12 protein-coding genes and 2 pseudogenes are annotated in these 12,570 nt (G+C 49.9%); 6 read left to right on the top strand and 8 right to left on the bottom strand.

Annotated elements, in window-relative coordinates:
* Nucleotides 1-51: 51 nt before the first annotated feature.
* The 7 genes from KHX94_RS09180 to KHX94_RS09210 form a co-directional block, all read right to left on the bottom strand.
* Nucleotides 52-951: a M1 family aminopeptidase gene (locus KHX94_RS09180; protein WP_213683162.1), complete on the bottom strand. Its 900-nt coding sequence runs from the start codon at nt 949-951 to the stop codon at nt 52-54.
* A complete protein-coding gene (locus KHX94_RS09185) occupies nt 948-1,790 on the bottom strand; it encodes a gluzincin family metallopeptidase (protein WP_213683163.1) in 843 nt (280 codons plus the stop codon). The genes KHX94_RS09180 and KHX94_RS09185 overlap by 4 nt, the downstream gene beginning before the upstream one ends.
* Before the next feature lie 161 nt (nt 1,791-1,951).
* Complete coding sequence (glpG, locus tag KHX94_RS09190; protein ID WP_213683164.1) at nt 1,952-2,782, bottom strand: rhomboid family intramembrane serine protease GlpG; 831 nt, start codon at nt 2,780-2,782, stop codon at nt 1,952-1,954.
* Entirely contained in the window at nt 2,782-3,087 is a 306-nt protein-coding gene (gene glpE / locus KHX94_RS09195; protein WP_213683165.1) for a thiosulfate sulfurtransferase GlpE, read from the bottom strand. Before glpE ends, glpG begins: the two co-directional genes overlap by 1 nt.
* Before the next feature lie 78 nt (nt 3,088-3,165).
* Nucleotides 3,166-4,191, bottom strand: a complete 1,026-nt coding sequence (tdh, locus tag KHX94_RS09200) for an L-threonine 3-dehydrogenase (protein WP_213683386.1) — start codon at nt 4,189-4,191, stop codon at nt 3,166-3,168.
* A gap of 20 nt (nt 4,192-4,211) precedes the next feature.
* Nucleotides 4,212-5,405, bottom strand: a complete 1,194-nt coding sequence (locus KHX94_RS09205; protein ID WP_213683166.1) for a glycine C-acetyltransferase — start codon at nt 5,403-5,405, stop codon at nt 4,212-4,214.
* 205 nt (nt 5,406-5,610) lie between these two features.
* Nucleotides 5,611-6,255: a TetR/AcrR family transcriptional regulator gene (locus KHX94_RS09210; protein WP_213683167.1), complete on the bottom strand. Its 645-nt coding sequence runs from the start codon at nt 6,253-6,255 to the stop codon at nt 5,611-5,613.
* Nucleotides 6,256-6,350: 95 nt separating this feature from the next.
* Here KHX94_RS09210 and waaA point away from each other — a divergent pair.
* Nucleotides 6,351-7,630 (top strand): annotated as a pseudogene (waaA, locus tag KHX94_RS09215) (lipid IV(A) 3-deoxy-D-manno-octulosonic acid transferase).
* On the opposite strand, the gene KHX94_RS09220 reads toward waaA, so the two are convergent.
* The gene (locus tag KHX94_RS09220) at nt 7,614-8,345 is read right to left on the bottom strand and encodes a 3-deoxy-D-manno-octulosonic acid kinase (RefSeq protein ID WP_425314068.1); all 732 of its coding nucleotides are present in this window, start codon (nt 8,343-8,345) and stop codon (nt 7,614-7,616) included. The pseudogene waaA and the gene KHX94_RS09220 sit on opposite strands and share 17 nt — an antisense overlap.
* 73 nt (nt 8,346-8,418) lie before the next feature.
* On the opposite strand from KHX94_RS09220, the pseudogene KHX94_RS09225 reads away from it, so the two are divergent.
* From KHX94_RS09225 to KHX94_RS09245, 5 genes and pseudogenes are all read left to right on the top strand, one after another.
* A pseudogene (locus KHX94_RS09225) lies at nt 8,419-9,460 on the top strand (glycosyltransferase family 9 protein).
* 17 nt (nt 9,461-9,477) lie between these two features.
* Nucleotides 9,478-10,551 carry a hypothetical protein gene (locus KHX94_RS09230; RefSeq protein ID WP_213683169.1) on the top strand — a complete coding sequence of 358 codons (1,074 nt, stop codon included), beginning with the start codon at nt 9,478-9,480 and terminating at the stop codon, nt 10,549-10,551.
* A 49-nt stretch (nt 10,552-10,600) separates the two neighbouring features.
* Entirely contained in the window at nt 10,601-11,260 is a 660-nt protein-coding gene (locus KHX94_RS09235; protein WP_213683170.1) for a hypothetical protein, read from the top strand.
* Nucleotides 11,257-11,715, top strand: a complete 459-nt coding sequence (locus KHX94_RS09240; protein ID WP_213683171.1) for a glycosyltransferase family 9 protein — start codon at nt 11,257-11,259, stop codon at nt 11,713-11,715. The genes KHX94_RS09235 and KHX94_RS09240 overlap by 4 nt, the downstream gene beginning before the upstream one ends.
* Nucleotides 11,716-11,757: 42 nt before the next feature.
* On the top strand, nt 11,758-12,543 hold the full coding sequence (locus KHX94_RS09245; protein WP_244859388.1) for a glycosyltransferase family 2 protein: 786 nt from the start codon (nt 11,758-11,760) through the stop codon (nt 12,541-12,543).
* Nucleotides 12,544-12,570 lie beyond the last annotated feature (27 nt).

Genomic DNA, 12,570 nt, shown 5'->3' on the forward strand with positions numbered 1-12,570 from the left:
AGCCGTGTGTGGATGAACGGCTTTACCTACGCTTTAAACCTACGCTTTAACTCAATGACGGTTCTTGGCTGATTTGTTCTTGGCCGGAGCCGCCTGCGCTCTACGGGCTTTTTCCCATGCATGATAAATTGCAAAATGCGGTCTGTCTTTAAGAATGTACTGCTGCGGGTCGACTTGTACACGTGCCGCAGCGCCGATGTTCAGGCTGCCTTGTCCTGTTGGCATGGCAACAGTGTGAAGTTCTCCATCTACCATCACTTCGACCGGCATTGGAAAGGCCGATTTAGTCTGCAACCAACGCAGTTGTAACTGCTCCCCGTTACGGTTTACTGCGAGCTTAGGAAGTTGTGCCTGATACAGATAATTGTCGAAGAACCAGTGCATATCTTGGCCACTGATGCGATTGACAATCTCAATAAACTCCTGGGTGCTGCTATAGCGCGGTTTGAAATTGCCTGGCTGTGGGGTTGCGGTGCCATAGACTAATTCGCGTACTGCCTGGAAAAATTTATCATCGCCCAGATAGTGTCGTAGCGTATGCAGTACCAAGGCACCCTTGTTGTATATATCTTGCCCTGGGCCGCGTTCAGCATCGTAGACGGATTCCTCTGTTTGTGATTGGCCAGAGACTACCGCCGCCTTGTTGGTTATCTTGGCGCGGATTTGGTACAGCTCGGCGTTATAAGCCATATTGCCCCACAGATACTGTGCATAAAGTGGCTGCATGTACGTGCCAAAACCCTCATGTAGCCAATAATCATCCCAGTTAGCGTTAGTGACCTGATTACCAAACCATTCGTGGGCTAATTCGTGTTGCAGCAGACCGTCATAACCAAAAATACTTTGTGCGTAGCCGTTACCATAGGCGTTGATCGTTTGGTGTTCCATCCCTAGAAAAGGCGTGTGCACCACACCCATTTTCTCATCGCCAAACGGATAAGGCCCAATCATCTGTTCAAAAAGTCCAACTGTGTTGGAAACTCAGCAAATAGCACTTGGGCCTGCTGCTCTTCACCTTGCAGATACCAGTAATCCATTGGATAACGGTTACCAAAACGGCTGTGATAGGTGGCTTCCAGTTTTTTATATGGGGCGATATTTAACGCAATGGCATAGGTGTTGGGTTGATTAACCTGCCAATGGTAAGTCCGCCAGCCATCATTTTCGGTCATGCCTTTGAATATACCGTTGGACGGGGCAACCAGTGGTGCTGGAACTGTGATAAATAACTCAGCGCTATCGGGTTCTCCCGTTGGCTGATCAATACAGGGCCAAAACAGATCACAGCCTTCCCCTTCAACCGCGGTCGCAATCCAGGGCTGACCATCAGCCGTTTTGGCCCAGACAAATCCGCCATCCCACGGAGCCTTTTTGGCGACATGGGGTTTGCCGGCATAATCAACTGTGATGGTGAAGGCATGATTTAGCGCTACCGTCTCTGGCAATTGGATAAATAGCCGACCTTCAGGATTACGCCAATGGGTACTGGGCAACGGCGTTTGATTGAACATCACTTGGCTGATACCCAGTTGTGGATCTAGATCTACCGATAAATTCGATAACGCGGCTTTGGCTGTAAAAGTTAACACCGCATGTCCCGAAATGCGTTGCTGTTCTGGAAATACCTGCCAATGCAGCTCAGCTTTGTTGAAATGAAGATTTTTTTGTACATCCGGCATGTCACCGCCGGAGGCTTGGGTAATCGCGGTCAATGGTGCTGGCGGCTTTTTATCAGCATGTTGGGCGCAGCCTACCGCCAGTAGCGCCAACAACCAGAGCAGATTTTTCATCAGATAGAATCATTGAGAAACAAGGCATTAACATTAACCGGGAGGCAATGATTGTCCAATAGTGGACTGTCGCCAAGATGTATTTGTTTTATATAATGTATTGATTTTAAATATATTTAATGAACTGTGAAATTTGTAAAAGAATAAAACGGATAAAGATATTATTTGCGACTATCAAGCCAGCCTTGTGCCATACCAACTAGCAGCCCTGCCAAATGTGCACCATTGGCGATGCTCAGACCAAACATGTCAGTAAAGCCAAATGCCAGCCAGAGCAACATAAAGCCGACAACGGCGGGTTGCACTTCAATACCAGCCGCAGGCTTCAGACGCCCCATTATCCAGCAGTAACCGAGCAGCGCATACACAACTCCGGAGAGACCACCAAAATCCGGCCCAGCAACAAAATACTGCACCAGATTGGGAAGGGTTCCGGCCACCAACAGCAGTAGAAATAAGGGTTGGCTACCAACGCGATTTTCAATACGCCCGGCTAAAATCCACCACCACATCAGATTAAAGACAATGTGCAATGCGGAAAAGTGCAGCAGGCTTGGAGTAAACAAGCGCCACACTTGTGCTGCTGAGGTAGCGGCGGAACTGCCGAAGAAACCGAGGCTATTAAATATGATTGCTTCGCCGCCCAGATTCATGACCGCAAAGATAATGATACACGCCGCCATTACCAGCAGCGTGAGTGGGCCAGCACCGGTGATGAACTGGCTGAAGAGTTGCAGCGATGGCGCACCATAATCTGGCGCTTGGCGGTTATCACCATGTTCCCAGGAGGCCTGGCGATATTTGTTATCACCCGGATTACGGATGAAATCGAAGAAGGCTTTGCGCGCCACATTGGCTTGTTGCGGCTGCTCAACACAGATGGCGACACCTCGTTCCAAGTGCACTAACTGGCAGGCGATACCTTGGCCGCGCAGGTAGTCAATCAGCGCCAGTGCAGCTCTTTCATTGGGGAGTCGGCCAATTTCCTGCATCAGTCGTACCAAGGCCAGGCAGCGAAACCACCTTCCAGGCTGTACACTTCATCAAATCCTTGTTGATGTAGATATTCAGCGGCGCTCTGGCTGCTGATACCGTGATAACAAACGACCACTAACGGCTTTTCCATATCTGCCTGCGTAATAAATTCTGCCAGATTATCATTACCAAGTCTGACGGCGCCCGGAATGTGGCCTTTCTCATAGCTGGCGGCATCACGAATGTCGACGATTTGTACCCCAGTCTGCTGTTGTTGCAGTTGCTTCAGTGAGGCGGCAGAGATTATCTGGTAGTTATTCATATTGATCCTGATGATGTAAAAGTGATTTATGTCACATTTTGCATCAGGGCACTGCATCCGTACAGTGCCCTGTGGCCGTTAATCCCAGTTGAGGATAACTTTTCCTGACTGTCCGGAGCGCATAGCATCAAAGCCTTGCTGGAAGTCATCAATCGCAAATCTATGGGTGATCACTGGTGAAATATCCAAGCCTGATTGGATCAGACTGGCCATTTTATACCAGGTTTCAAACATTTCGCGGCCGTAGATCCCTTTGATCACCAAGCCCTTGAAAATCACCTTGCTCCAGTCAATGGCCATCTGACCGCCAGGGATCCCCAGCATGGCAATCTTGCCGCCGTGGTTCATGGTATCGAGCATGGCATGGAATGCTGATGGCACCCCTGACATCTCTAAACCGACATCAAACCCTTCGGTCATTTTCAGGTCTTGCATGACTTGCTTGAGATCTTCCTTGGCAACGTTTACCGCCCGGGTGGCACCCATTTTACGTGCCAGTTCCAGCCGATATTCATTGACATCGGTGATCACCACATGACGGGCACCCACATGTTTACAGATGGCCACCGCCATGATGCCGATAGGGCCAGCACCGGTGATCAACACATCTTCGCCCACCAGATCAAATGACAGGGCGGTATGCACCGCATTACCAAAGGGGTCGAAAATAGAGGCTAGCTCATCGCTGATGTCTTCCGGGATACGGAAAGCATTAAACGCCGGAATAACCAGATATTCGGCAAAGCAGCCTTCGCGGTTTACCCCAACACCAAAGGTATTGCGGCACAGGTGGGTACGGCCAGCACGGCAGTTACGGCAATGACCACAGGTGATATGACCTTCGCCAGACACCCGGTCACCCACTTTAAAACCGCGTACTTCATCACCCACACCCACAACTTCACCCACATATTCGTGACCGACCACCATAGGTACCGGAATGGTCTTCTGTGACCATTCATCCCAGTTGTAGATGTGTACATCGGTACCACAAATAGCGGTTTTGCGAATTTTTATCAGCAGGTCATTGGGCCCCATGGTGGGTTCCGGCACATCGACCATCCAGATACCCTGTTCGGGCTTGAGTTTACTGAGAGCTTTCATCATTTATTCCTGCAAAATTTTTAGATAACACCCAGCTGTTTACCGATTCGGGTAAAGGCTTCGATGGCTTTGTCCAGCTGTGCTTTGGTATGCGCGGCCGACATTTGGGTACGGATGCGCGCTTGTCCCTTGGGCACCACGGGGAATGAGAAACCGATAACGTAGATATTTTCTTTAAGCAGCGCATCGGCAAAATCGCTGGCGAGTTTGGCATCGCCTAACATTACCGGAATGATGGCGTGGTCGGCGCCTGCCAAGGTAAAACCTGCCGCCGTCATCTGTTCCCGGAAATAACGGCTGTTTTCCCATACGGATTGACGCAGGTGATCACCATGCTCCAGCAGTTCCAGCACCTTGATAGAGGCACAGACAATTGCTGGCGCCAATGAGTTAGAAAACAGATATGGGCGAGAACGTTGCCGTAACCAGTCAATCACCTCTTTTTTGGCAGCGGTATAGCCGCCGGAAGCACCGCCAAGTGCTTTACCCAGTGTGCCGGTAATGATGTCAACGCGGCCCATCACCTCGCAGTATTCGTGGGTGCCGCGGCCATGCGCGCCAATAAAACCTACTGCGTGAGAGTCATCAACCATCACCAGAGCCCCGTATTTATCGGCCAGATCGCACACGCCTTTCAGGTTAGCGATCACTCCGTCCATCGAGAACACGCCATCGGTTGCGATCAGAATATGGCGGGCATTGGCGGTCTTTGCTGCTTGCAGTTGCTGCTCCAGATCGGCCATATCATTGTTGGCATAACGGAAGCGCATTGCTTTACATAAACGCACGCCATCAATGATGGAGGCATGGTTGAGTGCATCCGAGATAATCGCATCTTCGGCACCTAGCAGAGTTTCAAATAAACCGCCATTGGCATCAAAACAGGAGGAGTACAGAATGCTGTCTTCCATCCCCAGAAATGCGGCGATTTTGGCTTCTAACTGTTTATGAATGTCCTGTGTACCACAGATAAAACGCACGGAAGCCATGCCAAAACCGTGGGCATCCATGCCTTGTTGTGCGGCTTGGATCAATTGCGGATGGTTAGCTAATCCCAGATAGTTATTGGCGCAGAAGTTGATAACTTCATGCTCGCCAACGCGAATCGCCGTTTGTTGCGGGGAAACAATCACCCGCTCGTTTTTGTACAGACCTTCGGCTTTGGTATCAGCCAATTGTTGTTGGATTTGGGCGTAGAATGAGGAAGATGCCACCTTAAGTCTCCTTGGTTTGATTATGTTGACTTGTGGAGTGGCGGCATTTTAACCCTAAAGCTAAAGGCTCTACAGTGATTTTTATCCGCCACAGCATCGGATTAGCCAGCGTAGGGCTGATGGCGTTAACTGATTAATAAAGCTAATACATCATCGCCGCCAGCCGCAGTGGAAAACGGCGATAACTTTGCCTAATTGCCACTGGTTACTGTGGCCGCAGAGCGAGCGCGCTATAGTGCTGCTCCAGGCGGGCAAAGGTGTTGGCCGAATTGCTAGTGGCGTACCCATTGAAGATCATCAGTACCCGCAACACCCCTTCATAAAGTGTGGCTTTGGTAATGCCGGAACCATCGGATTGCGTCAGTTGATAACTGATCCAAAAACTGACCATCATGCGGATGCTATCGGCCAAACGACTGATTTTATCGGGGGCAACGCATAAAAAACCATCGCGACACAACTGTGTCAGCAGCTCGGTCGCATGGGTTTGTACCCGAGTTTGCACCTTCAGATAACGTTGTTTCAGCGCCTCGTCACGCCCAAGAATATCCACCAAGTTGGCGTACATAAACCGGAATTGCCACATGGTGTAAAAGATGGCATCGAAGTAGCTGATCAGGACTTCTACATCCAACTGTTGTGGGGTGTAGGGTTGAAAAGCGGATTCAAGATGATTTTCGTACAGGGTAAAGATGCTGCGAATAATGTCTTCTTTATTACGAAAATGATAATAGAGATTGCCGGGACTCATGCCGAGATGGGCCGCAATATGGTTGGTGGTGGTACTGCGTTCGCCATTTTCGTTGAACAACTGCAAGCTGGCTTGGATGATTCGGTCACGGGTTTTCATAGAGTTCCTTGGCAAACACAAGTCCTGGTTATTGCAGCGGCAGTGACTATGTTAACATTCTCCTCATTGTGGTTGAACCTTCTGATAATTGCCTGATGAATCTGCGTTATTACTCCATATTGTTGTACCTGCTGACACCTTTGCTGCTGCTATATTTGGTGTTCCGGGCACTTAAGAGTGCCGATTACCGCAGTCGCTGGGGGAACGCTTCGGCCTGAGCAAGTTAAACCACAGCGATATTCTGATCCATTGCGTTTCTATGGGGGAAACACTGGCAGCCTTACCCATGATCCGTTTACTGCAACAGCAGCGGCCAGATCTCAGTATCACGGTGACCAGCACCAGCCCCACAGGCTCCAGAGAAGTGATCAAGGCGTTAGGCCACAGTGTGCAACATCAGTATCTGCCATTTGATCTGCCTTGGTGCATTCGGCGTTTTCTCAAACAGTTACAGCCACAATTAGTGATTATTATGGAAACAGAGTTGTGGCCTAACCTGTTGCATCAGGCAAAACAGCAAGGTGCCCAACTGCTGTTGGCGAATGCTCGGTTGTCGGCTAAATCGGCCGCCAATTATCATCAATGGCCGAAGCTCAGCCGCCCGATGTTACAACTGCTGGACCGCATTGCTGTACAAACCGCCACGGAAGCACAGCGTTTTATCGACTTAGGGGTTATGCCAAGCCAAGTGCAAGTATGTGGTAACCTCAAATTCGATCTGCAACTGGATGAAAACAAAATTGCTGCCGCCAAACAACAGCGGCAACAGTGGGGTCGTCAGGCTTCGCCAGTCTGGGTTGCTGGCAGCGTTCACCCTGGCGAATTTGCAACAATGCTAGATTGCCATAAAACCCTGCTACAACAATGGCCGCAAGCCTTATTGATTATGGTGCCACGCCATCCGGAGCAATTTGATAATGCTGCTGAGGCGATTCAACGCAGTGGCCTGCGTTTTGTGCGACGCAGTCAGAAAGGCGCCATTACTTCTGACACACAAGTGTTGTTAGCCGATACGATGGGCGAATTGCTGACGTTATATGGTTGTGCCGATACCGCCTTTGTTGGTGGCACGTTGATCCCCAATGGTGGGCATAATCCGTTGGAACCGGCGGCCTTGGGTCTACCGGTATTGGAAGGGCCTAATCATCGGGATTTTAAAGAGATCAGCGGGTTGCTGGTGGACGCTGGCGCGATGCAAATCGTGGCGGATGCCGCGCAATTGGCGGCAGCTATACAAGGATTATGGTCTGATACTGCACACTGGCAGCAGGCCAGCCGAGCCAGTTTAGCTGTGGTTGCCGCAAACAAGGGTGCACTTGTGCGGCAGTCGACGTTAGTGTTGCAGTTACTGGCAGGCATTAAGTCCGCGGATTAACCTGATGATATCCTTTAAGTAACCATTGCCAGCATTGTTCATCGAAGGCCAGTGCTGGTTGTTTGCCCCGTTCCTTATTAAAGGAGCGCAATAACCGTTGCAAATTCGCCAGTTGCCATCGTGGTGCTGGGGCTTTAAAACCGCCGCGGTCAAAATCAATCAGATAGAATTTGTCGCCGCTAAGCAGGATATTTTTAGCATTTAGATCCGCATGATAAACACCACGGCAGTGAAATTCGGCAATCTGGGCCCCCAACGCCTGCCACTGAGTTTCAGTCAATGCTGTGTGTGTCAGAATGGCCACCAGATCGCTGGCACCTGCGATGCGCTCGATCAGAATGTCTGCCCGATACCATAGACCAAAACGCTCAACGTTTGCTGCAATCGGATTCGGCACTGGTAGCCCTTGCTGGTACAACTGCTCTAGCAGTGCTAATTCCGCCACGGCTCGGGTTTGTCTAAAACCGGTAAATAGGTAGGCATCCTTGCTGAATTTTTCCATCAAGCCGCCACGCCAGTAGTGACGTAAGACCCAGTGTTGCTGTGCGTAGCGGACAAACCAAGTGGTATAACGGCCTTTGGATGTGCCGGTGATCAACTGCTGTTCACGCCAGAAAGATTCACGAAACCATGTTGGGGTAATTTCTGTCGGTGTGGCGTCGGTTGCGGCGATGCAGCCTGTGGCAGTTTTGATAAAGTGCATGGGAAATCTAATGTGTAAGCATGGAACCTGCGGCCATTCTACATTAAGATCCGGGGCTTGCATCCCATAACCGGCATTTGTTCCGATGAGTTTTGATCCCCGCCAAGTCCGTTCACTGTGTTTATTGCGTTTGTCTGCTATCGGCGATGTGTGCCACGCAGTTGCCATGGTGCAGGCGATTCAGCGGCAATATCAAGGTTGGCCATCACCTGGGTGATTGGCAAAGTGGAGTACCAACTTCTCAAATACCTGCCGGGGATTGAATTTGTGGTGTTTGATAAATCTCAGGGATGGCGTAGTTATCGGGCACTAAAACAAGCCTTTCATGGTCGCCGTTTTGATGTCCTGCTGCATATGCAGGTGGCACTGCGAGCCACTATTGCCTCGTTGATGATCCCGGCAAAGGTGCGGATTGGCTTTGATCGCACCCGCGCCAAAGAAGGGCAGTGGCTGGTCACTAATGAACGGGTTGAGCCACTGGCAACACCACACGTACTTGATGGTTTTATGGGGTTTGCCGCTAAGTTGGGGGTAATGGATCTTACGCCGCGCTGGGATATGCCGCTCCCAACAGCCGCGAGAGAATTTGCTGAGCAACAGATGGGCTCGGCGCGGTGGCTAGTGATCTGTCCGGCGGCTAGTAAAGCGGAACGTAACTGGTTGCCAGAGCGTTATGCCGCCGTGGCCGAACATGCGGCAGCGCAGGGTTTACGATCATGCTGTGTGGCGGCCCCGCAGCGATGGAACAACAACTTGCCGACGATATCATCAACGCCTGTCAGTGCCAGATTAGCAATCTTGTGGGGAAAACCAGCTTGGTTCAGATGCTGGCAATCTTACGTCAGGCATCATTAGTGTTGGCGCCTGATACTGGGCCGACCCACATGGCAGTAACCCAAGGCACGCCGGTCATCGGCTTGTATGCACATTCAAATCCTGGGCGTACTGGCCCCTATCTGTGGCAACAGTATGTGGTAAGTGCTTACCAGCAGGCAATTGATGAACAATTTCCGGGGCAAACGGTGCGATGGGGAACTCGTGCCAAAGGTGAACATCTGATGGCTAAGATTGCAGTGGCCGCCGTTATCAATATGTTTGACCAAGTCGTCGCGGAACAACACTTGTAGTTTACATGGATGAATTTATGGCTGAGCCATTCTGTAGCAGTATCAAGTTTCTTTTTATTCCCGTGTCCTCGGCAGAAGGGATTGGTGAATATATGCGCTCGCTGATCCTGGCGGATGCTGTTGCGGCGCGTTGGCCGCAGGCACAGATCCGTTTCATTCTTAATCGCGATGCCCCCTATGCTGAATCCTGTCCTTATCCTGCTGATTTACTGGATGAAACACCAACTAAAAGAGTCATGGACGTCAACCAGATAATCTCTGACTATCAGCCCAATGTGGTCATCTTTGATGCCTCCGGCCGCAGAACGCAGTTACAACATGCAAAACGTTGTGGTGCTAAGGTCATCTTTATCAGTCAGCATCGGCGCAAACGCAGCCGTGGTCTTAAATGGCAGCGGTTACGGGTAACCGATAGTCATTGGGTTGTACAACCGGAGTTTTTTATTGGCGATATCAGTTGGTTTGAACGCTTAAAATTATGGTGGCTCAGAAAACCTGCACCGGTATCTGTTGGGCCGGTGTTCAGTCCTCCGCAACCAGCTCTTCAGCAACAACTGTTAGCACAGTTTGATTTGCGTGCGGGCAATTTCTGGTTATTCAACGCCGGCTCTGGCGGTCATCGGGTGGCAGGGACGTTGGTGGCCGATGTTTTTGCTAAAGCCGCCGCGGGTGTTTATCAACAAACGGGCATGCCTTGTGTCATGGTGTTTGGCAGCAACTACCCGCAAGCTTTGCCACAATATCCCGGTGTGGTTGCGGTTGCCGGCATCGACAACGTGGCATTTATCAGCCTGCTGGCCGCCGCGGATAGTGCGGTGTTGGCCGGTGGTGATACCTTGCTACAAGCGTTGGCTTTACACATTCCTACGGTTGCGGTGCCGGTTTCGAAAGACCAATACGCCCGCATCAACAGTTGTGTGGCACAGCAACTTTGTTTGCATGCGGAATTTAATGGGGATGCACTGATCCGCAGTGCGATAGCACTACGGGAACCTGGGATACAAAAACAGCTCAAACAACAGATGATGTCACAAGGGGTAAGCAACGGACTTGACGTTGCAATGGCGCAGCTTGAAGCTTTGCTCAGATAACCTCAACAGATTGTAACGCTTTTGCCGAACTGAAAGGTAACAAACGATAATGGCGGTAATTGATAAAAATTTACTATTAAAAGCCAAAAAACTGCTGGTGATGTCACCTTTTGCTTTGGGTGATTTTCTATATATCAAAACATTCTTGGAAGCGGTGAAGCAGCAGTATCCGCAGCTGCAAATCGATATCTGGCTGGATGATGATCGTAATGATAAACAGGCGTGGCGGTTAGCTCGTAGCCGTATTATGCAGCAGTGGATTGAAGCCGAGGCGGCCTTTGGTAATATGTGGGGCTGTTGTGATTCGGTTGTGCAGCAGCAACGTCAAATAGCACAAGCGGCACAACAAAATTACGATATTGTTGTCACTTTGCCGCAATCCAGAGGCAAGCGCTACTTGAGCATTGCTCGCCAAATCGCACCCGATGCATTATTAATCGCTGGTCCCTGTCAGTCATTTATGGCGAGAAAGTTTGGGTTCTGGTTTTATCGCAAGGCCAATGCGCAATTCTCACCAGATATCACGTTATTGCCACAGGAACACCATATTACTGATCGTTACTATCAGTGGGCGCATGGCATTTTTGGCATTGAACTGTCAGGCTGCGCGTTATTGCCGTGTTTGCGACCGAGCATCCAGCATCTCACAGCGGCAAAGCAATGGCTTCAGCAGCATTTTACTGCGCAAACTGGGCCGTTGATTTTTTGAATCATCTCTCTACTGATCATCGACGCGACTGGAACATCACCCAATTATTTGACTTGATTAATCGCTTGAACCAACTGCAGCAGAGCCGATTTATCTTGAATGTCACTGGCGAAAAACAGACCGAAATCCAACAGGCTGTCGCCCAACTACCAGCAGCAATGCAACAGCGGATAGCGGTATTCACTGTGACCGGGCATTTCTTTGAACTGCCAGCCATGATCGCTTGTAGTGATTTAGTCATCAGTGTGGAAACTTCCATCATGCATTTCGCAGGTGCATTACATGTGCCGTTAATTGCGTTGATGCGGCAACGGAAACCTTACTGGGCCCCACCCAAGAGTGAACTGTCCTCGGTGATTTATGCGGCTGATAATGGCTATGTCAGCGATATTTCCGTGCAGCAGGTGATGGATGTTATTGCCCAACGTTCGTTGCTGGTAGCGCGGGACAACTAACGATTAATACCCACATTAATAATGCACAGAGAATGAAGCCGCATGCGACAACATAAAATCTCTTGTTTCCTGATCGTCTGTAATGAAGCTGACCGTATAGAGCGGTGTCTGGCGCCACTGCAAGGTTGGGTCGATGAATTGATTATTCTGGACTCAGGCAGTACGGATGGCACAGTGGAAATCGCCAAAAAGTACACCAGTGAAGTACATTGCACTGACTGGCCGGGATATGGTCCGCAACGTAATCGCGCCTTGGCGATGTGTCAGTACGACTGGGTATTAACCATTGATGCTGATGAGATCGTTACCGAAGCGTTGAAAGCGGAAATAGACGAGGTACTGTCGATTGCTAAACCTGATGCCAATATGATCAAAATTCCTTGGAAAACATACTTCTTTGGGAAATTTTTAAATCATGGTCGTTACACGGCTCCACAAGGCAAGCTGTTTTATAAGGTTGGCGCTAAGTTTAAAGAGCGACAGGTACATGAGACTTTGCTACAGCCTAATCAGCGCATCAAAGTACTGAAATCGGCGTTACTGCATTACAGTTGGCGTAACTATCAACATGTGCAGGAAAAACACCTTAAATATGCTTGCCTGATGGCTCAGGAAAAAGCCAATAAGGGTAAGAAGAGCACTATCGGATTCGCGGTATTACGTTTTTTCACGGATTTTTTCCAGCAATATGTGCTGAGTCTGGGATTTTTGGATGGGTGGCGTGGTTTGCTGATGGCGATTATTCTCGGCGAATATGCATTTCATAAGTATGCGGCGCTAGCGGAGTTATCGTTACCCCAAGACGATACTGCCGTAGAGCGTCGTTAAGCATGAATCCACCATGTTGTTTTAGCT

Origin of the sequence: Shewanella dokdonensis, from assembly GCF_018394335.1 — a bacterium.
GTDB classification, from domain to species: Bacteria; Pseudomonadota; Gammaproteobacteria; order Enterobacterales; family Shewanellaceae; genus Shewanella; species Shewanella dokdonensis.